Below are 26,686 nucleotides of genomic sequence, written 5' to 3'. Positions count from 1 at the left end.
TTTTTGTTAAATTTTAAACTGACTCGTATACAAATCAAAGTAAAACCCACCATCTTCCATGAGAGTTTCATGATTTCCTCTCTCTAAAATACTTCCATCTTTTATTACAAGTATTTGATCTGCTTTTTCAATCGTTTTCAGCCGATGAGCGATTACAAAACTTGTTCGCCCTCTCATTAAATTATTTAATCCAGATTGAATTTGTAATTCTGTTCTCGTATCAATATTAGATGTTGCTTCGTCGAGAATTAATATATCTGCATCTGCTAAAATCGCTCGTGCAATCGCAAGGAGTTGTTTTTGTCCTTGACTTAAATTCGAACCTTCTGAAGCAATTTCCGTTTCATATTGATTCGGTAGATGTTTTATAAAAGAATGTGCTGATGCTGCTTTTGCTGCTGCAACTACTTCTTCATCACTTGCATCTAAACGTCCATATCGAATATTTTCCATAATCGTTCCTGCAAATAAATACGTATCCTGTAAAACAACCCCTATTTTACTCCGCAAAGAATTAATATCATAATCCTTGATATCTTTTTCATCAATGCTAATTTGCCCTTTTTGAATGTCATAAAAGCGAGTTAACAAATTAATAATTGTTGTTTTTCCTGATCCAGTTGGACCGACTAAAGCGATTGTCTCCCCAGGATTCGCCTCGAGACTCACATCTTTTAAAATCATGTTGTCCTGTGCGTATCCAAATGAAACTTTCTCAAGCCTAACATGTCCTTGTAAATTTTGTACAAGTACTGCATCTTTTTTATTTTGAATTTCTGGTACTTCATCCATAATTTCAAAGACACGTTCTCCTCCAGCAACTGCCGCTTGAATCGTATTCATTAAAGTTGCAAATTGACTAAGTGGTCTTGAAAATTGTCGAGAATAATTAATAAAAGCTGCAATGACACCTACTGTTGTCATTCCGTTTAATACCATTACCGATCCAGTTCCAATTACAAGCCCCATTCCTAAGTTATTAATAAAGTTCATACTTGGAAAAATAAATGCTGAAAACGTTTCAGCCTTCGTTGCTGAAATTCTTAGCTGTTCGTTAATTTCATTAAAGTTATGTACGGTTTCTTTTTCTTTTCCGTATAACGTAGTTACGTCTGCGCCTGTAATAGCTTCCTCAATAAATCCATTTAATTCTCCTAAATCCTTTTGACGCTTCGCAAAGTTTTTCCCACTATAAGCAACTAGTTTTTTCGTAACGAAAAACATAATAGGTACTGTAATTAAAGTTACAATCGCTAAAATCCAATCTAATGAAAACATCGCAATTGTTACACCTACAAACGTTAACGCTGATGAAATGATTTGCACAACACTTTGTGTCAAAGCTTGATTTAAGTTATCAATATCATTTGTCACACGGCTCATTAAATCACCTTGAGAACGTACATCAAAGAATCGTAGAGAAAGTGTTTGGATTTTTTCAAAAATATCTTGTCGTATTTTTTGTATAGTCTTTAATGCAACATTAATCATTACAAATGTTTGTAACCATGTTAATAATACGGTTATCCCATATATTGCAATGAGTAGCATGCACATTCTGGCTGTCCCGCTTAAATCCTTCGGTACAATGTATTCATCAATGATGACCCCCATATAATATGGCCCAAGTAAACCTAGTAATGTCGTGATAAATACAAGAATAATAACGAACATAAGAGATGCTTTTTGATACCCCATATAGTTCCATACTCGCATTATAGTTCCTTTAGTATTCTTAGTTTTTCCCGTTTTCGGATTGTTACGTCCACCTTTATTTCCAAATTGTCCTTGAAAATTACGCACGCTCTTCCCCTCCTTCTTGCTGCAGGCTACCACCTTGGGAAAGATAAATTTCCTGATACACTTCACAAGTTGCCAATAAATCCTCATGCGTACCATTTCCAACTAATTCACCGTTATTCAAAACGAGGATTTTATCAGCATCTATAATAGAAGATATTTTTGATGCAATTAAAAATGTCGTTGTGCCACTATATCTTGTCCTTAATGCTTCCTGTATTACAGCTTCTGACTTCGCATCAACTGCCGATGTAGAATCGTCTAATACAAGAATAGATGGCTTTCTCACTAGGGCTCTTGCAATAGATATACGTTGTTTTTGACCACCAGATAGATTGGTTGCACCTTGTGTTAAGTTATATTCATAAGAGTCTTCCAGCTTATTGATAAACTCAGTCGCACAAGCAGATGAAGATGCTAATTCCAATTCATCATAAGTTGCATCTTCTTTGCCATAACGTAAATTCTCTTCTATACTGCCTGAAAAAAGAAGTGCCTTTTGTGGAACGAAGCCAATGGAAGCACGAAGTTTTTGCAAATCGTATGCTTTCACATTAACATCATCTATACATATTTCACCTTGATCAACATCGTAAAGTCGTGGCAATAGTTTCGCCAATGTAGATTTACCACTTCCGGTCGATCCAATAATCCCTATTTTTTCACCTTTACGTACAGTAAAGGAAATATCTTTTAAAACATATTCATTATTTTTCGTATAACTATAGCTAACATTTTTAAACTCTACATAACCACCCACTTGTTTTGGTTCATATACGTCGCCTTCAGTTGTAATATCAACTTCAGTATGTAAGACTTGTTGTACACGATCAGCTGATGGAAAAGCACGGGCAATTTGAATAAATACCATACTAATAGACATAAGTGACATTAAAATGATATTTAAATAGTTAATAAAAGCTAAAATGGCCCCTACTTGGAGTGTACCGTTAAAAACTTTCTCGCCACCAATCCATAAAGTTGCTACAATTCCGCTATTTACAACTAGCATAATAATTGGCATCATCAATGAAATAATTTGTATTGCACGAATATTTATTTCAGTTAAACTTGTATTAACTTTCTCAAACTGTGCGATTTCATATTTTTGTCTTACATATGCTTTTATAACACGTACACCGGATAAATTTTCTTGTAGCTTTGTGTTTACTTTATCTAATGCTTCTTGTACTCGCTTAAATGAACCGCTCGATTGACCTGCAATCAATACAATTGCAACTAATAATACGGGTACCACAACAAGTAAAATTGGAAATAGGTCTCTCGCTGTTACAAAGACTATAATGATACTTCCAATAAATAATAACGGTCCACGGACAAGTACACGTAACGTCATCGTCATTGCCGATTGAATAGATGTAATATCATTTGTCACGATTGTTAATAATTTACCTGTTCCAAATGAATCACGATTTTTGCTAGAAAATGTTTCTATTTTCGCAAACACATCTTTTCGTATGTCTGTAGCGAAATTAACAGCAGCTTTTGTAGAATACATCATACAACCAAGTCCTCCAACTAAACCGATTGCTGCTGCTCCTATCATAAGAAGCCCCATTTTTATTACATAATTCAAATCCCGGTTTGCAATTCCAACATCAATAATATGTTGCATTATTGTCGGTTGAATTAAGTCCATCGCAACCTCAAGTACCATAAATAGCGGTCCAATAATAGCGAAGAACATGTATGGTTTTAAATACTGTAACAACTTGCGAAATGATTTCATACACAATCTCCTTTTTTCATGAAATTACCATCGAATAATTTATAGTCCTCCTTATTTGAGCGATATAGTCTGTAATTTCTCCATTAGTCCTATTATATTAGGCAAATTAATATTTAACATTATTAAATGATAAGTTTTAAATCATTTTTAGTCAATAAAATGGAACTTTAATCTACCAGGCATTTTCACTGCCAGTTGATGTGAATACTCTTTAACTTAATAAAAACCGCATTCTCATTTAGTAAGAATGCGGTTTTCCCATCTATATTTGTTCAATTTTAAAATCAAAAACCTCGGTCTCGAATCCATTATTTTCAGAAGGACTACACGTATAAAAACCAATTTTAACAGGCTCATTACCTATGTCCTCCATCAAATGAGCGATTCTTATTTGTTCCCATCGCTGACTCGTTTTCACATATATTGTATAATCGCCAAGTTTTCGAATAATTCGAAAACGTAATTGTTGCTTAGCAAACTCATTTGGATAGTCTTGCGTTGACCAATCAGAATAGCCATTATTCGTTACGACAGCACCTAAATGTGATGGGCCCTCAGGAATATATTCTAAAGATGTTTTTAACCAACACTTCTCAGAAATCATAACAAATAAACCCGCTTGATCGTATGTCGCATTTGGATTCATGCGCAATTGAACCTCAGCCTGAAAATCTGTCATTATCTCATCATAAAATACATGGCCATTCATTACTTCAAAACCATAATGGGTTTTCAGCCAAAAATCTGTTTCTTCTTTCGAATGGACAATGAATGTATCATTGTCTTCAAGTTTGTAAAATTTAGGTGCGTTCATTACAGTAAGTTGCTCAATATGATTTGGTATATATGATGTTTTCATAATTCCTCCATAAAAAAGCATTTAAATTAATATTTAAAACTCAGTTAATACCGGGAATTTATAACCTTTAAAATCTAATTCTTTATTACTTCGAACCATTAAATACTTACTAGTCTGTAATTCTGTATATTGTACATCATCAATTCCTAATTGATCTGGGTAGAAATAAAATTCAATCTCCGTAAATTCCCCAGAGATTTCCTCACATAATTCATCTAAAATCGGAATTACCGGCGCAAATACTCCAAATAATTTTAGTTTTTGATTTTCTACTGTAAAAACAATCAGCGCATCTAATTTCTCTGAATAATAAAGGTTTTCATTCCATGTTGAATCATACATATTTAAATAAAACGAAGAGCGGTAATTTAACGTTGAAAATTTATTAGAAATCCTTTGGCCATTTTCAATAATCTCATGTATTAATTGTCTATCCTCTTCATTATAAAAATCTAACTTTTTAAGTTGAGAATCTTTGTAGCCTTTATTTTCGTATGATACTGTCATCAAATATTCTTGCACAATTTGAAAACCAAATGGTTTATATAGTTCCGGATTTTCAGTAAACAAGACCGCACACTCGCATTGCTCATCAATTTCCTCTATCATCTTACTAAACAATTGCTTCATTAATCCTCGTCTACGATAATTCGGATGTGTCATTACTGATTGAATACCCGTTGCATTTATTTTTTCACCATTAATTAAAAGCGGAAGTGAAAATGCCGCAACATTTGCAATCGCATTATCATCTTGTAAAAATGATAATGCTTTATATGTATAATCCCAATACCCTTTCTCTGAAAAATCCTGCAATGTTTGGCTCGTAATCCCAAACACTTCTTCAAATAAAGGAAATAACTGTTCTCTTCTCGGTTCTTCTAATAGAAAGTTTTCCATTTTTTCAACATTGCCCATGTTGTCCCTCCATACGTCAATTCCATTAATTTAGATATACTTATATGACCTACTCTCAAAAAATAGGCCTTTCAAATCAATATAGTATCATAAAACTTTTAAAAATGGTTTAATTTATTTTATGTTTTGATTATTAAAAAACAAGTCGAATAAACTAGTATTAAGATTTTTGAATAATATCATGTTTATTATATAACAAATGGTGCTTCCTACTTATCTTTCCGATAATAGAAATACACCATTTTATGCAAATATAATTCACCTATTCTTCGGTTCCCTCAAGTCGCTCCTTCGTACTAATTTCTTCTCCCTTCACTCGCTTTTCAAACGTCTTTCTCCAACTCGTAGACAGTGCATTTACTTCTAAAATCCTTTTTAATCCTTCAGAGTTTTGTTTTTCTTTATGCATTATGCGATTCGCAAACGAAACTGACACACCTTTTGGATCAAGCTTCAACAATTTTAAAGTATCTACCGGTAATATCCACCCTTCTTTTAATACTCGAAAATAAAAACCTGTGTATCCTGTATCTTGAAAATATAATGGCAACTTTGGAATATTATATTTCTTAGCTAATTTAAAACAAGGTTGTCTTGGCTGCGTTACTTGTACAATCGCTTCTCCGAGTTGAAACGTGTCACCAATACAAACATCTTCTTCACGCATTCCGCTTACTGTTATATTTTCACCGAAAGCCCCATATACAAGTTCCTGATTCAACTCTTTTTCCCAGTAAGGATAGTGGTCACCAGTATAAACACAAACCGCTTTATCTACCCCTCCATGATGAACTAAATCCGCCTGTCCATCTCCATTAAACTTTAAAAATGATAAAAAAACAGGTTCCTTTACTTGCTTTTTATTTATCCCTGTTTGAATTAACTTCCCACCATACATAACCTCTTTTGGCAATCCTAGATTTAAAGATAGGATTTCATATACTTTAGTCATTCAAATCCCTCCTCTTACTTGCGGCACAACTTTTCAAAAGACTCATTTATTATTTCAAATCCTCTATCTATTTCTTCGTTTGAGATAACTAGAGGTGGTAAAAAGCGTAGTACATTATCAAATATCCCCGCTCCAATACTTATAAGCCCATTCTTCCAAAAATCTTCAATTAGCTTTACTGTTAGTTCTTTTGCAGGTTCTTTCGTTATGCGATTCGTTACAAGTTCCATTGCAACCATCGCACCGATTCCACGAACATCACCAATCATTTCGTACTTTAATTGCATTTGATGTAGATGTGACATTATTCTATTTCCAATTTGCTGAGCCCTTTCAACTAGATTTTCTTCTTCCATTATTTCAAATACAGCAAGACCGGCTGCACATGATAACGGACTCCCGGCAAAAGTTCCACCAATTTGTCCTCTCCCAGGAATGTCCATCAACTCCGCACGACCGACAATAGCACTTAATGGTAAACCGCCAGCAATTGATTTTGACAAAGTCATTATGTCAGGTTCTATATGAAAATGTTCCGTTGCAAACCATTTCCCTGTTCGGCCAAATCCAGTTTGCACTTCATCCATTATCATTAAAATACCGTATTGATTACAAATTTCTCGTAATCGTTTTACAAATGAAATGGAAGGAACAATAAACCCACCCTCTCCTTGTACTGGTTCCATTACGATCGCTGCTACTTTTTCAGGTGATACTTCTTCTAAAAACTTTTCAAACTGATAGATGACTTGAGAATCCACTTCTTCAGGAGAAACTCCTTCTTCAGCTCTGTAATAGTACGGATACGGCAATATATGCATGTCTGAAACGAACGGACCAAATCCTGCTTTATATGGAGTTTCTTTGGTCGATAGAGACATTGTCATTAATGTTCTCCCATGAAATCCTCGTTCAAACGAAATTACTTTACTCCTCCCTGTTACTTTACGTGCGATCTTTACAGCATTTTCAATCGCTTCCGCACCACTATTGGCAAACATCGTTTTTTTCTTACTTGTACCTGGCACTTTCTCATTAATTTTCTCCGCTAAAGTAATATAATTTTCATATGGAGTTACATGAAAACAAGGATGTATAAATGATTCTGCTTGTTTTTGTACCGCTCTTACAACTTTCGGATGACAATGTCCAACATTTTGCATACCAATTCCACCAGCAAAATCAATAAACTGATTTCCATCTACATCTGTTATTATCGCTCCCCTTGCTTCTTTTACATATAAAGGCGTTAAATGATATATTCCTGTCGGTACAGCCTCCTCATACCTTTTTTGAAGTACTTGTGAATAACTGCCCGGTAATACACTAGATTTCAACAATTCTTCTTCACCTCATCTAATTTTTTAATCAATCCATTTCTGACAAAGTGATTATATATCCCACAAAACCATTGTTCAATTCAATTATTTATATAATAATGATAGGTATATCCTATGATTAAACTTGAGGTGATTTCAATCGAATTACGACATTTAGAATACTTTTTAGCTGTTTCGAAAGAATTACATTTCACAAGAGCAGCCGAGAAATTAAATATTTCACAACCTTCACTAAGCCAACAAATACGTGCATTAGAACATGAAGTAGGCATGCCCCTTTTCGATCGAATTGGTAAAAAAATATCTTTAACTGAAGCAGGAAGAGTTTTATTATCGCACAGTAAAACAATCTTTCACGAAGTCGAACAAGCTCGTTCTGCCATTCAAGATTTAAATGGATTACATCATGGTTCCTTAACAATAGGATCTTTGTTAACCGTAGTAAATTATTTACTACCACCAGCTATATTAGATTTCAATAAGCAATATCCAAATATCGAACTCTCTGTGTTGGGGCTTCGTACAGGAGAAATTCGTGAAAAATTATTACAAAATGAATTAGATATTGGTATTACATTTCTCCCGGTGCAAGATAAAGAGATTGTTTCTATCCCACTATATAAAAGTGAACTTACATTAGTTGTGCCAACCAGCCATTCTTTAACTGAACGTAAGTATGTATCTATTGAAGAATTACAGAACTATCCTTTAATTCTTCTACCTAAAAATTTCTATTTAACAGAACTAATTACATCTCATTGCCAAAACTTTAACTTTAAACCAAGGCCAATTTTAGAAATTAGTACAATGGAATCTTTAATTCAAATGGTCGCACAAGGTATGGGGATTACCGTGTTACCAAAACCGTATATAGACTTTTTGCAAAATGAGCACATACAAGCTATTAAAATTGAAAACCCCACTCCAACAATAGATCTAGGACTTATTTATAGAAGAGATAAATATATGTGCGCTGCTACCCGGAAATTTATTGAGCAACTCAAAATAACAGTACATTCTTTACAAAAATAAGCATAAAAAGAGATTATCCTATGCAGCCGTTACACAACGACCTATTAGAATAATCTCTTTTTATAATGATATAAAACATTACATTTTATGGTTTCTTTTCTAATAACCTATTATTCATTATAAGTGCTAAATTATTATCGTATTATTAAGCTACACATCAGCGATATTTTATGTCTATTTCGTATAGGTGTTAGCAAGTCCGTTTGCAAACTTGTTAGCACATTTTTATAAAAATTATATAATGCTTCACAAAGTAGGAATCCGTTTCGATCAATCTTTTTTCAAAATGGATTCCTTTTTGTCTCTTATCAATATTCAAATGTTACAGTAGTACCATTAAAACCATCAAAACAATTAGAGCAATTAGAGCAACCACCACAACCAAAACAACTAAAGCAACCGAAGCAACCAAAACAACGGAATCCACCACAACGACCACCGCCACAACGACCACCGCCGCCACAACCACCACAACGACCACCGCCACAGCCGCCACAGCGACGAGCATCATCTGTAATATAGTAATATGGATATTGGTTTTGCTGGTCCCAATACACAATATTTCCAGGCTGATAATCATTAAGGCTTAACGCTTGTAGTTCTTGTTGAAAATTATTCATCTTCATGACCTCCGTTTATAAACTAAAACCCCATCGATACTTTCCTATATTTCTGTTCGTTAAATCTAAGTAGAAATAGCGCTATAAAGTGAAACTTTAATCAGTAGGGGGTTTGTTCATCCCCCACTGATTATTAGCCCGCACCAATCGGGCGTTTACGGGCAGCAGGGCTCCCACCTAACTTCTTTGCTCCAGTTGAATTTTGAGGTGGGAGTTTTACTGCCCACAAATAGCGGGCTAAACTAAGTTCAATACGTACACCAACAAAATATGACCTATCACTAGATGATGCACCTTGTTCATATGCCTATTTTTAGGTTATTTTTACTATGGGCTCATTTTTATAAAGTGAAACTTTAATCAGAGGGGGTTTACGAGCAGTTAATGCGGGCTAAATGGACATTATAAAATATGAATTTAAACAATAATATTTAGATTTATGTCATCATTTTCTAGTTCTATAGTCGTATATTCCATAATTTTGTTTGGTCATCTTCGTATTTCCAATATGCACTCCCATCTTTATTTTTCTTCGCTTCAATATCTGCTATATCAGAGCTAATTTTATAAGTATTTATAATTAGTGATTTCTGCTAAGAAAAGTCTATTTTTATGAATGGCAAATCAGCGATGTTTTATGTCTATTCCGCATACGTGTTAGCACTTTCTTATATTTCTTCTATTGCATACACCTTCATAATTTCAATATATTTTCCCTTATCACATGGACATGGTTGCTCTCTTCTATATGATTCTTCCCAGCTCATTTAAACACACCTCTTTAACTACTTAATTTATATTATTATATAAAAAAGCCCTGCCACAAGGCAGAGCGAGTAAGATGGATTACACGTATCATATAACAATTTATATCAGTAACACAAAAGATCATAATTTCATCTTCACTAAAATAAAACCACGTTCATATAATCCCTAAAGCAGTAGCTATCAAACGGATAGCTATTTTTTTATTCTCATAAAAACTATCACGCCTCATCATCAATTCATTATAAACATAGGAATCTTTGACTTTCTCACTCCCAAAATACTTCAATTCAATTATCTGACGTTGATCATTATCAAGAGCATATTTCAATGTCCGTTCAATTTGTTTAAAACGTATCTCATGATTCTTATCGTCACCTTTCATTTTAGGAAAAAGAACGATGCCCCCGCTTAGCACTGTACGTGCGACTTTCATCGCATACAGCGCCCCATCTTATCCTTTTATACTAAAGTAACTAGATTACAAGCTTTACGGAGTTTGTTTATTTTCTTCAATTGTTTATCGTTCAATTGAAGAATTCTCATATATGTTCTAATCGTCTCGTCATTTGTAGCGTGAATCAATCTGTGGACAAATTCATGTACAATAATCAGGTTATTAAACTCGTCAGTTCCTCCCATACCTTTCGGTATTTTATGGTGACAGTGCACATCTTCAGCTATTAAGAAGATTCCGATGACAGCGCATTTACCATTTTGCATGGAATACCTGGATATTCTGTTATCTGTATACTCCATGCTTTGTCCTTTATTGGAGGATAGCAACATCTTTTGCATTTCATTGGCAATGTTACCTTTTAGGATTTTGATGAGTTTTTGTCTTCCTTGCTTAGTATAATTGCATATGTCTTGACTAAAACTTTGAGGGAATCGTGTTTGTATGTCCGCTAGTGGATATACATGATTGCCTGCTATTTCAAAGGTTCTATAATTGTTCCTATGAGTTCTTTTGTATAATGCATTCGCATTGGTAGGAATCTTATATTTCCCTATTGACTTTAGACGATTAAACAAAGTTTTCGAGAGACGAAAGGCTATTTCAGCAAAGTCTATAGTTACATGTGTTGCAATTTTGTAATAATTTTTTATACCAAGCACATAAGAGTTATAGTCCTGTACTGTTTTCCCTGATGGGCTTTTTTGAATTGCTTTAATCCTTGTCTTTGCTTTTTCAAGGATATCCTTTTTCTTTTTCTCGCTTACATGTGTGTTTGCCACATATCTTTCGCGCTTTTTAACAGATTTGATAGAGAACCCCAGAAAATCGGAAGATTTTCTTTTTAGGTTAGTTATAGTCGATTTTTCATTAGATATATTAAGGTTTAATTGATTTTTAAGATAACCTTCTACTGCATGGAATATTTTGATTGCAGATTGATGATTGTTAGTAAATATTTTAAAATCATCTGCGTATCTAACGATATGCATTTTCTTCAATTTTGTTTTTATCAGCAATGGATTTTTGGTTGCTGTTGTGTATGGTCTTCTTGTTTTAATATTCTCCCATTGCCTAGATATCCACCAATCCAAATCGTTTAATACAACATTACTAAGTAATGGGCTTAGGATTCCTCCTTGCGGAGTTCCTTTTGTAGGAATACCTTTTCCTTTGATTGGTGCTTTTAACATTTTAGAGATAATTGTCAGCACCCTTTTATCAGTTATGCCTATGTTGTATAGTTGTTTTAATAACTTGGAATGGTTCACGTTGTCAAAGAAACCTTGTATATCAATGTCTACTACGTGACTAAATCTTCCTCTGTTTATCAGATATTGACACCTAGCCATTGCATGGTGTGTTGACCTGTTAGGTCTGAATCCATATGAATGCTTGTGGAATTTTGCCTCGCATATTGGTTCTAGAACCTGTTTGAACATTTGTTGAATCAATCTATCTCTCATTGTAGGGATTCCTAATGGGCGTTTCTTCCCATTAGGTTTAGGTATTTCTACCCTACGTACCGTATTTGGTTTGTAATTTGTGAGAGTTTTTCTAATATCGTCAACGAAGGAATTTACATCTTCCATTTTATAATGGTCGATTGTGATACCATCTGTTCCTTCAGTTTTAGAACCACTGTTAGCCTTTATACTTCTATATGCCAATAGAATATTTTCTTTTGATATGATGTATTTATATAGATTTACACCTTTAGTAGCGTTATTTTCACTACGTTGGTATAAATCATCGAACACTTTTTGTATATCGTAATATTCTGCATGTCGTAATGTTGTACTCACCGATGTATTATTTCCCCTTTCTTACGAAAAGTCCCATCATCTTACTCGATCCTGTGAGTTACATCTAGTTAATTTAGTTTTCAAAGAACAAGACTAGGGACTATCCCTCCACATTCGTTACATGCTTCGTCGGTACTTTGTCCCCACCTTCACAAGAATGAAGCAATTTCGGTTCGTTAGAACCTTATATGCATCTGTCCGCTAGTAGGCGTTGGTGACAGTTTCTTGCTTACCACGTTCCGATTGACTTAGCTATACATATATCCTTAGGTGCTTGCTTTAAGCCTGTTATCTTTACACCCTCATCGTTAGATGTTCCGAATTTCGTATCCTTTACTCTTACTTTTCGGTAGATAACGTCATCATTGACGACATACAAATTTCTATTGTATTAATAATTTAGACCCGTACATTCGCAAGTTCGCCAGTCCGTTATTTTAGACATTCTCACCATAGATATTTTGTAGCATCCCGACCTATCCATTACCATATGATTTCTCACTTAGGTTTTGTTCAGCCGACTTCACCTAGCTTCATACAATTTGTGACTACTATCACGCCTTGCATGTAGGAGTATTAGATAAGTAGTTTCAGCTCAACCTGACGGCTTTCATTCCTACTTTCAGTCAAACAGTTGTTGTTATCAAATTAATAACCCTCCTACTTCGTGTTTGCACACTTATGAGGAAACGTGTCGCACAAAGGATTATTTTATTAAGTTTTATTTCCACTAAACAATCCAGTCTCTTAAATGTATTAAGATACTGGAAAAAATTCAAATCAGATGCCCGTTATATGGAATGCGAGTCATATTAATAAAATCATATGTCATAATATCTTCTATTCCTATGATTACAACATCCTATTAGTAACTAAGTATTGATTATATGTACTATAAAAATATCTTCATTTTATTTATATATATGATTACGTGTAAAATAAGATCATCTTCACTTTATTGACATATATTTTGAAGGAAGAAAATTTTCTGAACATTTCATATTAAACATATACCCATAAATACTTTAAACTCAGTTGCTAATATAAATTATCAAGACATATCTAACATTTAAATTTTTTTAGAGGAGTTATTTATGAGACATAATAATAAGTCAAATTCACCAAATTCGTGTGATAAGTTTCAGCTCCCCTGCTTTATTTCTGTATCCCCTTGTAATCAAAGTAATTGTTGTACACCTGTTTTTTTCTCAGATTCTCAACAACAAGAATTATTGCAAATAATAAACCAATTAAACCAAGCTATCCTTTCTTTCTTCACAACACCAAATCCTACAACTAGACAAATACTCCAAACAGCATTACAGGCATTAAATGATTTATTAATAGCAGTACAACCAAATACACCAAATAGAAATTTAGTTTTACGAACTATAAACCAATTAATCAATTCTTTACCTACTGCAACTCTCACTCAAATTTCAGCATTATTCCAATTTCTATTCCAAAACTTGTCTTCACTTATTAGTTGTTCAAATATATCGGACCCCTTGTTACAGCAGACATTTAGCTTAATTTTACAAGGAGTCTTGAATAGTTCACTATTAAACATTACTGGAACGACGGGGCCTACGGGGCCTGAAGGGCCTGAAGGACCTACTGGACCTCAAGGCGTTCAAGGCATTCAAGGCATTCAAGGAACTGAAGGACCTGAAGGACCTACTGGACCTCAAGGCGTTCAAGGCATTCAAGGAACTGAAGGGCCTGAAGGGCCTGAAGGACCTCAAGGTGTGCAAGGTATCCAAGGCATTCAAGGACCACCAGGACCTACTGGTTCAGGGACAGGAACAGGAGTTCCTGGGCCACCAGGACCTACTGGACCTCAAGGCGTGCAGGGCATTCAAGGAACTGAAGGGCCTGAAGGACCTACTGGACCTCAAGGCGTGCAAGGTATTCAAGGGCCTGAAGGACCACCGGGACCTACTGGGCCATCTGGAGATTGTGATTGCCCACCGGGGCCAACTGGACCTACTGGGCCTACTGGACCGACGGGACCTGGATGTAATTTCCTTGTTTATGCTACAAACGCAGGAGCCATTGATGATCCTGCAGATGATACAGTATCTGTAATTAACACCGGAACAAATACAGTAGTCGATACAATCACTGTAGATAATGCACCTCTTGAAGTAACAGTTTCACCAAATGGGACTCGTGCTTATGTTACTAATATTTTTTCTAATACCGTTTCCGTTATTGATACTGCCACTAATACAGTTATCGCTACCATCCCTGTTGGAAATAATCCAATTGGTGTAGCTGTTTCTCCAAATAACACAACTGTTTATGTTGGAAATCATGGTAATAATACAGTTTCTGTTATTAACGCTGCTACCAACACAGTTGTTGGTACCATTAATGTTGGAATCGCTCCGCAAGGAATTACTGTTTCACCAAATGGGGCCCTTGCGTATGTTGCAAACGAATTAAGTAATACAATTTCTGTTATCGCTACTGCTACCAACACAGTTGTCGGTACCATTAATGTCGGTATTCGACCTAGGATAATCGTCTTCACACTAGATGGGACTCGTGCTTATGTCACAAATCAAAACAGCAATACTGTTTCTGTTATTAACACCGCTACAAATTCCGTTATTGATACAATTAACGTAGGTACCGAACCTGTTGGTATAGCTATTACACCGGATGGAGCTCGTGTTTACGTTGTAAATAAAGTAAGTAATAATGTATCTGTAATAGGTACGTTGACAAACACCGTCATCGATACCATTCCGGTTGCACTATCACCAGACCAAGTGACTATCATACCAGATGGCACTCGTGCCTATGTTACAAACCAAGCTAGTAATACTGTTTCTGTCATCAATACTGCTACAAATACGGTCATTGATACGGTCCCAGTAGGTGTTGCTCCAACTGGTATAGCAACCGGATTTATTTGCGAATAATATAAAAAACAGAGAGACACTAATCATATTTCTCTGTTCTTCCATTAATCCCCATCATATCCGAGCAGTTAGCTTTTGCTAGCTGCTTTTTTTACAAATAATAATTAATTTACCCAAGAGCATTTCAAAATATTTTCGTATGATATGGTGTATTCCTTTCTTTTGAGTGAATGATCTCGTCATGAGAGCACTTTATTAAGTGCTCTTTTCGTGTTTCAAATACATACAAAATAAAATTTTTATATTAATCTTAATTACACATTTAATTGAGTATTAATTCATCAGATACGAATCATTTCTTATAAGGGCGCTCTGTACTTGCGCCCTTATATAAATACTCAAATTTATTCCCCCGCATATTTTTATAAATTGTATACAGTTCCATATGGAATTGTTGAAACAGAAATTCCGTATGGTGTAATATGATGCATTGGATAATAATACTCCATAGATAAATAGTACGGTTGTATGCCTTGCTGTATTTGTTGCATCTGCTGCTGTGCTTGTAACGCTTGTTGAACAGCTTGAATTGTACTTTGTGCTCCGCTATACGTAATACCCGCGGTACCATACGGACGCATTCTATCTCGGGTATCAAAATATGAATAAAACATTAGTATTCAACTCACTTCCATATAATTTATTACAAAGTATATTATGAGTATTAATTTCAGTGAGTGTTAATTTCAGTGAGTGTTAAAAACTAGTCAACTAGCTTTTATTCAAATAACGTTTTTGTTCAACTGCCTTTTTTTAATCTCCACGCCTTATCAAAATATAATCTTATATTTCTTTCAACTTATTATGATGCAAGTGTCTACACTAAATTGTTAGACAAGCATAAAATAAATTAAGTCTAATAATAAAGGAAAAATAAATATGCAAAACCGTTACATGCTTACAGTCAAACTCACCTCATTTAACGGGACAACGCTGACTGGTATTACTATAGAAGGTATCACGCTGACAGCGAACGTCACGTTAAGAACAACCTATCATCAAGCAATTCTCAATCGATTTCCCCCTCAGGACCCAGTTCGTCCCCTAGTCGTGAACTATAACGTAGCCGTCAAATCTGGCAGAAAATCTGCTATCTTGAATGCCGTGACGCAGCTCGCGAATGCTGGGGTAAGCGCGCAGGTCCGTCTGGATTCCTGTAACAATACCGTGGCATCCTTCCGTCCCGTTCCCTCAATAATATAAGTCAGATACCCGTCACAATAGGATAACGACTGTGACGGGTACGAAGCTGTTCGAGTGAATAGCCCTCAAATTTGTCCCCATCCCATTTCCCTTCACTCCTTGAATATTTTTTCAAAACCAATACATACTATTTTCAAGCCGCCGTATCCACGGCTAATACTTCTTTCTTTTGTTACAGCAGAAGCAGGTAGATTCGTCACTTATCTGCTTTCTCTGTATATTTTTTAAAATATCGAAAAGACTACCTACAAGCTGTTTGAACTAGCAGCTTCACTCTTCTTGTAATGGGAAAGCAATTTATCACAATTAGCTAACTCATTCGACTCACTGGCAGACAACCAAAATTGTTGTCTGCTTTTTGTATGGAATTTTTCATTTTGCATATACTACTTTTGAGCCTGTTTACCAATGCAAGCCATTTTGGTGTTTTGAATTCCGACTAAGCTTTTTTGTTGCATAAATTATTACATCTTTGACAACACTGGTTAAAAGCGCGTTTTCTGGTTATTCGTAGTTCTAGTCCAGAATAATTTTTCTCCTATAAAGGACAGTAGGTAAGACTGCTCGTCCTTTTTTACTTATATCGCATACTCTCCCTTTTGATAGCTATGAACCACATTGCCCTCTTCATCGAAGTAAGCAATTTCCCAATAAGGGTGGCAGTTGTACGCTTCTATTTCCCCATCGAACAAAACTAACAAATTAGTTTTCCAGTTTCCAACGATTGTACCCCACTTGCCAGCTACATTTACTCGCATACCCATGTAAGCAAAATGTAGATTTCGGTGGTTCTGCACTTTCTTGAAAGCTTTTTCCGCGTTGTACATCTGCTTGATGTCAAAAACACCTTCGTTCTCGCACTTTACAAACTTCATGAATTCTGTCATTGGCATTTGATATCTCTTTAACTTTAAGGGTATATTCTCATGTCTTACCCAATATGCAAGAAGATGCAGTGAAAACATTCGCGAAGAGTATATTTTGATATGTGTTTGCAAACACATATCAAAATGCTCAAAAGCATTGATTTAAAGGCATCTATAGCACATTGAAATAAAACATTACATATTAAACTCATATAATTTTAGTGCAACTTTTTTGAGATTGGAATATATTTTGTAAAATATGCTCCAACTAGCAATAATACGATTGAAAATAACCAAGTAAAAATACCACCAAAATGAAACCAATATGCAAACAAATTTAAGATTGCAATTAAAAAGCAACAAATAGAAGTTAATGCACTTTTTAATCCTTTTATCCCTGCTTTTTTCTTTTTTGATAAGTTATATACATCGAAACGACTAGAAAAAGGATTAGAACAATTGGTAACATAGCTTGTAGCAATGGCAATCCCTCCTGTCTATTTCCGCTCCTTCATTTTACCATCTTATTCCTTTTTAATCTTTAGGAGTCATTTCATTTTTCTCTTCTCTCCAAAAGTCAGCATAAGTTTTATTTTTAAAGTTCACATTCACTTCGGAAAACGGAAGGCTTTCTCCAACTTTCAATGAGTACCACTCGTTTAAAAGTGGCGATCCGAAGCAAATATTCAATGTACGATCCTGTAAATCAATTAATACAGAATGCAAAGTCCCAAACCATTCTTCATAATTATGCACCGTCACCCCGATAGGATATTCTTCTTCTACCAATCCTTTTAAAGATTCCATGCTCACCTGTTCATTTCGATTTAAATGCTCATGTAAAATGCGATATCTTTTTGTAGATTGTTCTAATTTCCTATTATTTAATTTCTGAATAGGTGAACTGACTGCATGGTTTGTTGATACGGTAAAAGCTTGACTTTCCTCATTAATTGTTGTTATTGATTTATGCCCGTCAAATATTTCAATATGCGCTGCGTTTAAAGGATCAGCTACAATTATATTAATATTACTTGCTATAGGCATTTCTTTTATTAAAGATGTAGCTTCATGCGTATTTCTACATTTCTCCAATATTACTCGAATTACCGCAAAACATTGCAAACCATTTACCATCGGTTTTCTTAAACCTTCAATATTCCCTACAGGTTGACCACATGCTGAAAATGTAATAGATAACCCATGCTCATTAACTCCTTCTGTTCGGCCAAAATATTGAGTAGAAAAGCCACTATGTGCATATGCACCTTCAACATGCGTCGAACAAAAACGCATATCATCTATTTTGGGTGATAAATCAAAATTTCTTAATACATATGTATGCTTTAAATCAGTTTTTTTAGGTAATACTGCACAATGACTACAACCTACTTTTAATAATGTCTGATAATAATACATCATATTCCTTGAAGGAATTTTCAATACTTCGCAAAAGCCTTCAATTTCTTCATTAATTCCTGGACAATATTGTTTTAGTACATTTCTAGATTCTGTCCAATGGCTATCTGATATTAAATTTTCTTGCTGCATAAATTGTGGAATGAGATACGGATGATTTTTCACAAACTCCCCTTGCTGTTTTCCAACTTCATAATGACTTCCTTTTAGCGATGAAAAGTACCCCTTTACTTGATACACCATAATCTCCCCCTCACATTGAATATATTCCATATCATACCAAAACACTTTTGTTCATTCTTGATGTTTTTTGCTATTTCCCCCATCACAACCACGGTTTTCCTTTTCAAAAGGCATTATTTACTGTCTAGTTAAAACCTTGTTAAGATTACCGTAAGAATAGACTTTTAATAGGTTGTAAAAATAAGTTCAACATTACAAAACTAGATTTAATAATATCAAATGGATAATACTCTACATCGAAACTTCTTATTTGCGATCAACTATTTATTGAAACGAGCAAACTTGTATTTATAGGATTGCAAATAGCCACATTTTACAATTAATGAATAAATTTTTTACTCATCCATTTTCATGGCAAAAGGAGTATATATTAATGTGTAATAGCAAACCAGTTGATGAATTGACTATTGAAGACTTGAAACAAAACCCGATATGGGAATGGGAAATAGATGAAGAGGAAAATGAAGAGTGCGATGAAACGTGGGTAAAACCAGTGGAAACTATAAATTTCACAGAAGAATTAAACGGTTCAATAGTACTGGGCGAATTAATAATACATAATGATGAGAAATTCCCTATGATGTGTAGTATTGATATTGAAAATAACGAGGTATTAATTAGTCCCATTGTTTTTTATAACGAAAAAGAAAATGAGTATTTTGCTATAGAAGATGTAGTGAAAAAGGTTGAGATGCCAATCTCAATTAATATTTATCTCACAATTAATGGAGAGCCTAGATTTTTAAAATTCTCTGCAAATAAAATTGATATTTATAAAAACACTATAAAAACTAACTTAAATTAAATTCAAATTGAAGTTAGGAGAATACTCATTAAGTAAAAAATGGGAAACCATTATAATTAATGGTTTCCCATATATCCTCCTATTTTCAATGTTTATATAAATTTATACTAAATAATCCCCTTTTCCACCAATGTCTCTGCGATTTGAACTGAGTTCCAAGCCGCACCTTTTAATAAATTATCAGAAACAATCCAAAGATGGAATCCTTTTGGCGTATCCGGATCTTTGCGTATTCTACCTACAAATGTATCTCTTTTACCCTCTGCATATAATGGCGTTGGATAAATTTGTTCACTAGGATTATCTTGTAAAATAACACCTGGTGCATTCAGTAGTACTTCTTTAATTTCTGCAACGGTCGCTTCTTTTTCAAGTTCAATATAAACTGATTCAGAATGCCCCGATACAACTGGAACTCTGACGCAAGTAGCTGCCATTTTCAGATTTGGATCTTCTAAAATTTTCTTCGTCTCTTGAATCATCTTTACTTCTTCGAATGTGAAATCATTGTCTGTAAATATATCCACTTGCGGCAATACATTAAATGCAATTGGATAATGTTTTTTATCTTTTTTCACTGGTAATATAGTGCTCTTCACTTCTTCACCTGTAAGCATTGACTTAGCTTGTTCTTTTAATTCATGAATCGCATGAATTCCTGAGCCTGATACGGCTTGATACGTTGAAACAATAATTCGTTCTAAACCAAATGATTTTCGAATTGGCTGAAGAGCTGTTACCATCTGTAGTGCTGAGCAATTCGGAACTGCAATGATCCTTTTATGTTCCCTTAAAGTATGTGCATTTACTTCTGGAACGACGAGTGGTACATCGTGTGCCATTCGGTATTCACTTGTGTTATCAATTACGATTGCACCACTAGAAACTGCATGATTTACATATTGTCTAGAAACTTCTCCCCCAGCGCTAAAAAAGGCAATGTCTACACCTTCAAAACTAGTTGATTTTGCCTCTTGTATTTTAATCTCTCGTCCTTTAAATTGTACTATCTTACCAGCAGATCGTTTTGACGAGAGTAATGTAATTTCTTCTATATTAAATTTCGTTACTCTCTCTAACAATGCAATGATTTTTTGCCCTACTGCGCCTGTAGCTCCAACTACAGCTACATGATAGCTCTTTTCACTCATTTTTTCTCCTCCAATTTCAATTGAATGAATTTCTCCACAACTTAATTTTAAAAGAAATTTAATGATTTGAAAAATTGAAATACATGATATAATCATTCACAAATCATGATAATAAAAGAGGTATCATTTATGGAAATGAGACATGTTAAAACATTTTGTGCCATTGTTAAATATGGTAGCTTTTCTAAAGCTGCTCATGCATTAGGTTATGCGCAATCTACTGTGACAGCCCATATTAAAGCATTAGAGAACGATTTAAACATTCCTCTATTCGATCGATTAGGAAAAAAATACTTCTTACAAAAGCAGGTCATCAATTTCATCCGTATGCATTAGAATTACTTACTATTTATGATAAAGCGCAAGAAATCCCTCAAAACAGTGACCATTTAGAAGGAACATTAACTATTACATCTAATGAATCATTGGCAGTGTATCGATTACCACAATTATTACGTACTTACAAACAGGAAAATCCGAAAGTAAATATCGTACTTGAGACAAATACCAATGGGCAAGCATTGAAAAAACTACATGAAGGAGAAACCGATGTTATCTTCATAATTGGAGAAAGTATAGAGCATAATGATTTTATTACGTGTAATTTATGTAATGAAACATTTGGATGGATTTTCCCTGCTCATTTCCCTTCAAACACTGATCCACTCCTTTTATTACAAGATACTCAATTTATATTTACTGAACAAAGCTGCGGCTATAGACCGATGGTAGATCGTTTTTTACGTCAAAGCGGGAATATTCCCGCTAAAACATTCGAAACTTCCAATGTTGAAGTCATTAAACAATCTGTGATGTGTGAGTTAGGAATTTCAATTCTCCCTAACATCGTTGTACAAGAAAGTTGTCAAAAAGAGCAACTCTGTTTTCAGCCCATCGAAACTCCAGCAGTCATTCAAAGCCACGTAATCTATCATAAATCTAGATGGATATCACCAGTTTTACAATCGTTTCTTACATTATTAGAGAGAATAGAATAGAAAAGTAAGCGAGTAATAACAAAAATGAGTAACTGCTCTAAAAAGCAATTACTCATTTTTATTAAAACATTTGTGTTCATAGCAATACAGGTGTTTCAAAATCAATATGTATATTATTTATTAGCTTGTACCTCACCTGCAATTAATTTACTACCTGAATATGTACCTTTTTGTATAAAAACTTGATTAATTAATTCTTTTTGCTCCTTTTCTGACATTACTCCTTTCCCTTCTCCTAAATTCCCACTTTGTAATTTCCAAATCTTGTTGTGGTCTACATCAACCTTTTCATATTTTCCTTGTTTCCATCGTTCTAAAATATCCACATATGTACTTTTTTGTGCAACATCATTACTATTTATAATTTCGAGTAAACTTTCAATACGTTCTTGTGTAATAAAAATATAGCCCCATTTTTGATCAGCTTTCGTTTTTTGATGTGCCATTTCATGTAGGGCTGTCTGTATGTTCTCATCTGTCCACTTAAAATTTTTATTAAAACCACTATTCGGTAATGAATGATTGCCATTTTCTAAAAGCTTTGCATCTTCAGCTTTTACATTACTATCAGCTAGCACTTCTACTGCCGGAGCGGCTGGTGATGCCTTTTTCGCAGCTGGTTTACTATTATTCAGATAATACAGCATACCATACGTTACACCTACCCCGATTACCGCCATACCAGCTATAATTCCTATGATTTTAAATAATGTTTTCATCTTGCTTGTTTCCTCCCAAATATCTCTGTTCTTACTACCTCATTATTTCTTATATAAAACAGTTCCTTCATTCAAAATAGTTCATCCCATCCCCTATCATATTATTTATATATATTTCCTTATATTGTATTTCTTTTTTCATGAAATTGAAAGATTATTCTGTTAAAAAATAAAGATATTCTACAAAATTTCCCTTTATATTTATATGGAAACAAAAAAACAACGAGCGCCTTCTAAAACACTCGTTATTTTTACTTTATGCACGATTTTCTTTTAACCACTTCGTAATAACATCTAACCTCGAAACATCAAAACGTCTTTCTTCACATACTTTTAAGCTGTTTAAACTTTTCACAATTTCTAATTCATTCGACTTTATACTTTTTGCTTCAATCAATTTACAGTACCCGTCTGTGACGGTATTGAGATTTTCATAATAACGCTGAAATGCTTTAGATATATGTAAATGTTTTTCAAAGTTTCTTCTTTTTTCGTCCCATCAGACTCTTTCCGTTTTCTAAGCTCTTCATCACTTGTATATAAATAAAAATATTGATCTGGAAAACCAATTTCTCTATTTATCATCTTTTCTTTATAAAAGTTTTCTATTAAAGATAACGGCTGATTAAATATATCAAAATGAAAACACCAATTATAACTAAGTGGCTGATATATATCTCCATCGAGTATTACTAATTCATATTGCTGCGACTTCTGCACTGCTATATTCCAGCGCTCTACTTGTTTTTCAAAATACCATGTTCTATGTTCATTTTTTGGTCTTTCAAATAAAAAATTCACTTCAGGTATAATGAATGCTCCATAATTGTTTTCTAGTTCACGGCATGTGCTACTCTTACCAACAGCACTCGCTCCCTCAAACGCTATAATCCCCATAGTTTCTCCCACTTTCATTAACTAAAATCTCGTTGTTTCGCTCTTCTCCCCCATAACTGTCTCCATAAAACGATTGAAGCGATAGAAAGCATTATTGTTGTAATGATACTACCTTCAATACCAAATGAGCCTCCATGAAGGACTTCATTGCCATTTGTTACAGGTTTAAATAGTAGTGTTGAATATATCGTCATGCCACTAACTGCAAAACCATAGACATTATATTGTGCCCAATTCCAAATGGAATGCCATGCACAAATCCCCCAAAGACTACTGTCCTTTAATACGTAAAAAGCTGCAAATACACCAACTAATATTATATTCGATATTGAAAGGATTGTAATACCAGGATTAAGTAAATGCAGAAAACCAAATAAAAAGGACGTCACTATAATCCCAACCCATATACGACTTCTAACAGAAATAATTGGAAATAACCAGCCTCGTACAATAATTTCTTCCGTTGCGCCTTGTATTAAAAAAGCAATTAAAGATCCTACAATACCAAATATGGCGGTTGCCGTAATTTGTTGCATTTGTAGTTTTACAATCCCTGTTAATATAAGCACAATTACTGGTATTGAAATGAAGACAAATCCTATTAACGCACCTCTCAAATACTTTCTCATCCATTGCACTTTCCAAAACCAATGGATGAAAATGACCTTTTCTCTACAAACCTAATCCATAAAAAAATAAAAAATATAGCCCCACCAAACGTTAATATCATCTCAATATTATTATAAATTGCCTTTACAAATGATGTATCCGCTTTCGGTAAAAACAGCATAAACAACATGAAAAATTCACCTAAAGTTAAAAATACAATTGCAAGTATAACAGCGAAAATAGGATGAACTTTTCTTCTTCCTTCTTTTGCTGCTTCAATTATTTTAAATTGTTTATTTAGCAATATTCTATCCTCCTTATTATTGTAATCATCTGTATTCTTAAAATATATATCGTTTCCCTTAAACATATTTTTTAAAATAAATGATTTCTGTTTGGAATAAATTCAGATTAGGAATAATATATAAATAAAAGAGATGTCTTCGTGCCTTTTACCAGTATCTCCCGATTCATTCACTGATATTACCAGCACTTGCTATTTCCCACCATTTGTTGTAGGATAGTAATTAAGGTCAATTTAGCACTATATTTTCTTTGCATATTATCAAGTATCAATCAGGAATGTTTTGTACTCCTTATGGATTTTTGATAATATGTGAACTTTTATTTTCAATCGAATAAGGCCGATCATATTGTAATCTTTTTAAATTTTAGGAGGCATTACCATGACATTAACAGGTAAAGTAAAATGGTTTAACAGCGAAAAAGGTTTCGGTTTCATCGAAGTTGCAGACGGTAGCGACGTATTCGTTCACTTCTCAGCTATCACTGGCGACGGCTTCAAATCTCTTGACGAAGGTCAAGAAGTTAGCTTCGAAGTTGAAGACGGTAACCGTGGACCTCAAGCTAAAAACGTTGTAAAGCTATAATTCAATCAATAAAAAGGTTGTTACCAGCTCGGTTAACAACCTTTTTAATATATAACTAAAAATTTTTACATAAAAGGAGTGGTTACATGTATCGCAATCGAAAGAACGATGTAGCAGAAGTACCACCAGAACAAACCCCTGTTTGGGAATGTGAATCAGAGGATTGTTTAGGATGGATGAGAAAGAACTTTTCATTTGAAGAAGAGCCTAAATGCCCTTTATGTAAAAGTAGTATGAAAAGCGGAGAACGTTTATTACCTAAAATAGGTTGATTTTTACAAGCCCCTCTTATTTTAAATAAGAGGGGCTTTTTTATTAATAATGAATATCCTCTACATCTGTTCGTACAATAGAATACATTAATGCATCGTGTTGTTTATTTCCTTGATGAATGTATCCACGTAACAGCCCTTCTTGTTGAAAACCTAATTTAGATAACATATTACACGAAGTTATATTTTCAGGATATGTAATAGCTCCAATTCTAAATAAGCCTAAATCTCGAAATCCATAAGTAATAATTTCTCGAGCAGCTTCAGAAGCATAACCATTCCCCCAATAACGAGGATGCAAATCATATCCAATCTCTGAGCGTTTACTCCAAAGTTGTAAATTATTTAATCCAATTGTTCCTACTAAATTATTTGTGTCTTTTAATACAATCCCCCAACGCATTGCCTTTTTCTCAAAGTAATTTTTTGAAAAAGATTCAATCATACGTGAAGCTTGTCCAAACTCAGTAAAAGAATTCATACCGTAATAACACGTTACCTCATCTAATGAGAATATTTCATATATTTTTTGACAATAAGATTGTTCTATTTCAACTAAGCGCAAGCGTTCTGTTTCTAACATAGGAAATACCATAGGATCACTCCTTTCTCTCTACTCATTTATTATAGCAGAAAAAGTATTTATAATTAGGAAAGTCCTTAATGTCCCACAAATCAAATATTTCTAGCGATGTTTATCCTCTTAATAATATATAACTTCGTTGTATTTATTAATTCCCCTCTAAAAACCACCCCTAATTTATACCTTCTCATGTTAAAATATAGAAAAATAGTAAATATTTCTTACGGAGGTGCTTAAACTTTATGTATATTTTCATTGGCTTATCCCTCTTGCTCATTTTACTCATTTTTTTATTCGCAAAAAAATTCACACCAAACTCATTTATGATGACAAGTTTTAAAGGAAATAGCTTTAAGACATTTTCAGTTGGTATATTAATCGCTGCCACACTCTCTCTTTCATACGGAATGTATCACGCAGCAACATATCAACCTAAATATTTAGATATTAAATTGCAAAATCAAAATTTCACTGTTTTTGGTAATGTTGGTGAGTTTGGTTATTTCTCAGAAGAATTACTAAAAAAAGATGCAGAAGTTGAACTGTATTTTGTCTCTTGGGAAACAATACAATTAAATAATCCAGAAATAATAGTAGACTACCCTTCAGGCAAACAGGAAACATGGAAGCCTAATATAACATTAATTCCTACAAATAAATTAAAAGAAAAACATAGTATTAAAGGACTTTATCGGCTCTCACCGTATTCATTTGAAGAATATGGAAAAACAACATTAACTATTAAAGAGAATAAAGCCAATCATAAAAAGATTGTAATTAATGTTAAATAATCATAAATAAAA

21 protein-coding genes and 5 pseudogenes are annotated in these 26,686 nt (G+C 34.0%); 8 read left to right on the top strand and 18 right to left on the bottom strand.

The annotated features are described in order from the left end of the window. Window positions 1–6: 6 nt before the first annotated feature. The 6 genes from JFT95_RS09940 to gabT form a co-directional block, all read right to left on the bottom strand. On the bottom strand, window positions 7–1,803 hold the full coding sequence (locus JFT95_RS09940) for an ABC transporter ATP-binding protein (RefSeq protein WP_201052099.1): 1,797 nt from the start codon (window positions 1,801–1,803) through the stop codon (window positions 7–9). Continuing rightward, the gene (locus tag JFT95_RS09935; RefSeq protein ID WP_201052097.1) at window positions 1,796–3,550 is read right to left on the bottom strand and encodes an ABC transporter ATP-binding protein; all 1,755 of its coding nucleotides are present in this window, start codon (window positions 3,548–3,550) and stop codon (window positions 1,796–1,798) included. Before JFT95_RS09935 ends, JFT95_RS09940 begins: the two co-directional genes overlap by 8 nt. A gap of 262 nt (window positions 3,551–3,812) precedes the next feature. Further along, on the bottom strand, window positions 3,813–4,409 hold the full coding sequence (locus JFT95_RS09930; RefSeq protein WP_002127357.1) for a DUF1349 domain-containing protein: 597 nt from the start codon (window positions 4,407–4,409) through the stop codon (window positions 3,813–3,815). 33 nt (window positions 4,410–4,442) lie between these two features. Beyond that, a complete protein-coding gene (locus JFT95_RS09925) occupies window positions 4,443–5,327 on the bottom strand; it encodes a GNAT family N-acetyltransferase (RefSeq protein ID WP_201052094.1) in 885 nt (294 codons plus the stop codon). A gap of 262 nt (window positions 5,328–5,589) precedes the next feature. Beyond that, window positions 5,590–6,279: an MOSC domain-containing protein gene (locus tag JFT95_RS09920; protein ID WP_061675814.1), complete on the bottom strand. Its 690-nt coding sequence runs from the start codon at window positions 6,277–6,279 to the stop codon at window positions 5,590–5,592. Between the two features lie 14 nt (window positions 6,280–6,293). Continuing rightward, entirely contained in the window at window positions 6,294–7,619 is a 1,326-nt protein-coding gene (gene gabT / locus JFT95_RS09915) for a 4-aminobutyrate--2-oxoglutarate transaminase (RefSeq protein WP_002031963.1), read from the bottom strand. Between the two features lie 129 nt (window positions 7,620–7,748). On the opposite strand from gabT, the gene JFT95_RS09910 reads away from it, so the two are divergent. Beyond that, complete coding sequence (locus JFT95_RS09910; protein ID WP_201053620.1) at window positions 7,749–8,651, top strand: LysR family transcriptional regulator; 903 nt, start codon at window positions 7,749–7,751, stop codon at window positions 8,649–8,651. Between the two features lie 308 nt (window positions 8,652–8,959). Here the strand turns inward: JFT95_RS09910 and JFT95_RS09905 are convergent, their stop codons facing one another. The 3 genes from JFT95_RS09905 to ltrA all read right to left on the bottom strand — a co-directional run bounded on the left by JFT95_RS09905 (window position 8,960) and on the right by ltrA (window position 12,298). Further along, window positions 8,960–9,271 (bottom strand): heterocycloanthracin/sonorensin family bacteriocin, encoded by a 312-nt coding sequence (locus JFT95_RS09905; RefSeq protein ID WP_002189588.1) that lies wholly within the window; start codon window positions 9,269–9,271, stop codon window positions 8,960–8,962. A gap of 922 nt (window positions 9,272–10,193) precedes the next feature. Then, a complete protein-coding gene (locus JFT95_RS09900) occupies window positions 10,194–10,472 on the bottom strand; it encodes an ArpU family phage packaging/lysis transcriptional regulator (protein WP_242487606.1) in 279 nt (92 codons plus the stop codon). A 26-nt stretch (window positions 10,473–10,498) separates the two neighbouring features. Further along, complete coding sequence (ltrA, locus tag JFT95_RS09895) at window positions 10,499–12,298, bottom strand: group II intron reverse transcriptase/maturase (RefSeq protein WP_201052093.1); 1,800 nt, start codon at window positions 12,296–12,298, stop codon at window positions 10,499–10,501. A 1,094-nt stretch (window positions 12,299–13,392) separates the two neighbouring features. On the opposite strand from ltrA, the gene JFT95_RS09890 reads away from it, so the two are divergent. Beyond that, the gene (locus JFT95_RS09890) at window positions 13,393–15,228 is read left to right on the top strand and encodes a YVTN family beta-propeller repeat protein (protein WP_201052092.1); all 1,836 of its coding nucleotides are present in this window, start codon (window positions 13,393–13,395) and stop codon (window positions 15,226–15,228) included. Between the two features lie 362 nt (window positions 15,229–15,590). Here the strand turns inward: JFT95_RS09890 and JFT95_RS09885 are convergent, their stop codons facing one another. Continuing rightward, entirely contained in the window at window positions 15,591–15,842 is a 252-nt protein-coding gene (locus JFT95_RS09885; RefSeq protein ID WP_002085634.1) for a DUF3947 family protein, read from the bottom strand. Window positions 15,843–17,009: 1,167 nt separating this feature from the next. Continuing rightward, window positions 17,010–17,324, bottom strand: coding sequence for a hypothetical protein (locus JFT95_RS09880; RefSeq protein WP_201052091.1), 315 nt, complete (start codon window positions 17,322–17,324; stop codon window positions 17,010–17,012). Window positions 17,325–17,326: 2 nt separating this feature from the next. On the opposite strand from JFT95_RS09880, the pseudogene JFT95_RS30115 reads away from it, so the two are divergent. Further along, window positions 17,327–17,416: pseudogene (locus JFT95_RS30115) on the top strand (tyrosine-type recombinase/integrase); the annotation flags it as partial. A 99-nt stretch (window positions 17,417–17,515) separates the two neighbouring features. On the opposite strand, the pseudogene JFT95_RS09875 reads toward JFT95_RS30115, so the two are convergent. Then, window positions 17,516–17,778: pseudogene (locus JFT95_RS09875) on the bottom strand (hypothetical protein). 53 nt (window positions 17,779–17,831) lie between these two features. Continuing rightward, on the bottom strand, window positions 17,832–18,956 hold the full coding sequence (locus JFT95_RS09870; protein WP_201052090.1) for a C45 family autoproteolytic acyltransferase/hydrolase: 1,125 nt from the start codon (window positions 18,954–18,956) through the stop codon (window positions 17,832–17,834). A gap of 376 nt (window positions 18,957–19,332) precedes the next feature. Between JFT95_RS09870 and JFT95_RS09865 the strand changes: the two genes are divergently transcribed. After that, entirely contained in the window at window positions 19,333–19,764 is a 432-nt protein-coding gene (locus JFT95_RS09865) for a hypothetical protein (protein WP_063219540.1), read from the top strand. Window positions 19,765–19,871: 107 nt separating this feature from the next. Here JFT95_RS09865 and JFT95_RS09860 read toward each other — a convergent pair whose 3' ends face one another. Further along, on the bottom strand, window positions 19,872–20,915 hold the full coding sequence (locus tag JFT95_RS09860) for an aspartate-semialdehyde dehydrogenase (RefSeq protein ID WP_002141744.1): 1,044 nt from the start codon (window positions 20,913–20,915) through the stop codon (window positions 19,872–19,874). A 129-nt stretch (window positions 20,916–21,044) separates the two neighbouring features. Here JFT95_RS09860 and JFT95_RS09855 point away from each other — a divergent pair. Next, window positions 21,045–21,913, top strand: a pseudogene (locus JFT95_RS09855) (LysR family transcriptional regulator). A gap of 113 nt (window positions 21,914–22,026) precedes the next feature. Here the strand turns inward: JFT95_RS09855 and JFT95_RS09850 are convergent. From JFT95_RS09850 to JFT95_RS09840, 3 genes and pseudogenes are all read right to left on the bottom strand, one after another. Then, window positions 22,027–22,632: a PRK06770 family protein gene (locus JFT95_RS09850; RefSeq protein ID WP_002085644.1), complete on the bottom strand. Its 606-nt coding sequence runs from the start codon at window positions 22,630–22,632 to the stop codon at window positions 22,027–22,029. A gap of 256 nt (window positions 22,633–22,888) precedes the next feature. Continuing rightward, window positions 22,889–23,529 (bottom strand): annotated as a pseudogene (locus JFT95_RS09845) (chloramphenicol acetyltransferase). A gap of 17 nt (window positions 23,530–23,546) precedes the next feature. Beyond that, window positions 23,547–24,442: pseudogene (locus JFT95_RS09840) on the bottom strand (CPBP family intramembrane glutamic endopeptidase). Between the two features lie 382 nt (window positions 24,443–24,824). Here JFT95_RS09840 and cspD point away from each other — a divergent pair. Both cspD and JFT95_RS09830 read left to right on the top strand, forming a co-directional pair. After that, window positions 24,825–25,028 (top strand): cold-shock protein CspD, encoded by a 204-nt coding sequence (cspD, locus tag JFT95_RS09835; protein ID WP_002012849.1) that lies wholly within the window; start codon window positions 24,825–24,827, stop codon window positions 25,026–25,028. Window positions 25,029–25,114: 86 nt separating this feature from the next. Then, window positions 25,115–25,300 (top strand): cold-shock protein, encoded by a 186-nt coding sequence (locus JFT95_RS09830; protein ID WP_000286202.1) that lies wholly within the window; start codon window positions 25,115–25,117, stop codon window positions 25,298–25,300. 43 nt (window positions 25,301–25,343) lie between these two features. Here the strand turns inward: JFT95_RS09830 and JFT95_RS09825 are convergent, their stop codons facing one another. Beyond that, entirely contained in the window at window positions 25,344–25,895 is a 552-nt protein-coding gene (locus JFT95_RS09825) for a GNAT family N-acetyltransferase (RefSeq protein ID WP_002031946.1), read from the bottom strand. Between the two features lie 230 nt (window positions 25,896–26,125). Between JFT95_RS09825 and JFT95_RS09820 the strand changes: the two genes are divergently transcribed. Further along, window positions 26,126–26,674 carry a hypothetical protein gene (locus JFT95_RS09820; RefSeq protein ID WP_201052089.1) on the top strand — a complete coding sequence of 183 codons (549 nt, stop codon included), beginning with the start codon at window positions 26,126–26,128 and terminating at the stop codon, window positions 26,672–26,674. Window positions 26,675–26,686 lie beyond the last annotated feature (12 nt).

Source organism: Bacillus sp. TH17 (assembly GCF_016651125.1).
Taxonomy (GTDB): Bacteria; Bacillota; Bacilli; order Bacillales; family Bacillaceae_G; genus Bacillus_A; species Bacillus_A mycoides.
The sequence above is the reverse complement of the archived record's forward strand: the minus strand, read 5'-3'. Positions and strand labels throughout refer to the sequence as shown.

Bases quoted from the DNA above. Each gene is read 5' to 3' on its own strand.
- JFT95_RS09930 (WP_002127357.1), bottom strand. From the start codon at position 4,409: ATGAAAACATCATATATACCAAATCATATTGAGCAACTTACTGTAATG.
- JFT95_RS09820 (WP_201052089.1), top strand. From the start codon at position 26,126: ATGTATATTTTCATTGGCTTATCCCTCTTGCTCATTTTACTCATTTTT.
- JFT95_RS09850 (WP_002085644.1), bottom strand. From the start codon at position 22,632: ATGAAAACATTATTTAAAATCATAGGAATTATAGCTGGTATGGCGGTA.
- JFT95_RS09925 (WP_201052094.1), bottom strand. From the start codon at position 5,327: ATGGGCAATGTTGAAAAAATGGAAAACTTTCTATTAGAAGAACCGAGA.
- JFT95_RS09905 (WP_002189588.1), bottom strand. From the start codon at position 9,271: ATGAATAATTTTCAACAAGAACTACAAGCGTTAAGCCTTAATGATTAT.
- JFT95_RS09920 (WP_061675814.1), bottom strand. From the start codon at position 6,279: ATGACTAAAGTATATGAAATCCTATCTTTAAATCTAGGATTGCCAAAA.
- JFT95_RS09830 (WP_000286202.1), top strand. From the start codon at position 25,115: ATGTATCGCAATCGAAAGAACGATGTAGCAGAAGTACCACCAGAACAA.
- JFT95_RS09825 (WP_002031946.1), bottom strand. From the start codon at position 25,895: ATGGTATTTCCTATGTTAGAAACAGAACGCTTGCGCTTAGTTGAAATA.
- JFT95_RS09935 (WP_201052097.1), bottom strand. From the start codon at position 3,550: ATGAAATCATTTCGCAAGTTGTTACAGTATTTAAAACCATACATGTTC.
- JFT95_RS09860 (WP_002141744.1), bottom strand. From the start codon at position 20,915: ATGAGTGAAAAGAGCTATCATGTAGCTGTAGTTGGAGCTACAGGCGCA.
- cspD (WP_002012849.1), top strand. From the start codon at position 24,825: ATGACATTAACAGGTAAAGTAAAATGGTTTAACAGCGAAAAAGGTTTC.
- JFT95_RS09900 (WP_242487606.1), bottom strand. From the start codon at position 10,472: ATGAAAGTCGCACGTACAGTGCTAAGCGGGGGCATCGTTCTTTTTCCT.
- JFT95_RS09865 (WP_063219540.1), top strand. From the start codon at position 19,333: ATGTGTAATAGCAAACCAGTTGATGAATTGACTATTGAAGACTTGAAA.
- JFT95_RS09885 (WP_002085634.1), bottom strand. From the start codon at position 15,842: ATGTTTTATTCATATTTTGATACCCGAGATAGAATGCGTCCGTATGGT.
- JFT95_RS09890 (WP_201052092.1), top strand. From the start codon at position 13,393: ATGAGACATAATAATAAGTCAAATTCACCAAATTCGTGTGATAAGTTT.
- JFT95_RS09880 (WP_201052091.1), bottom strand. From the start codon at position 17,324: ATGCCAATGACAGAATTCATGAAGTTTGTAAAGTGCGAGAACGAAGGT.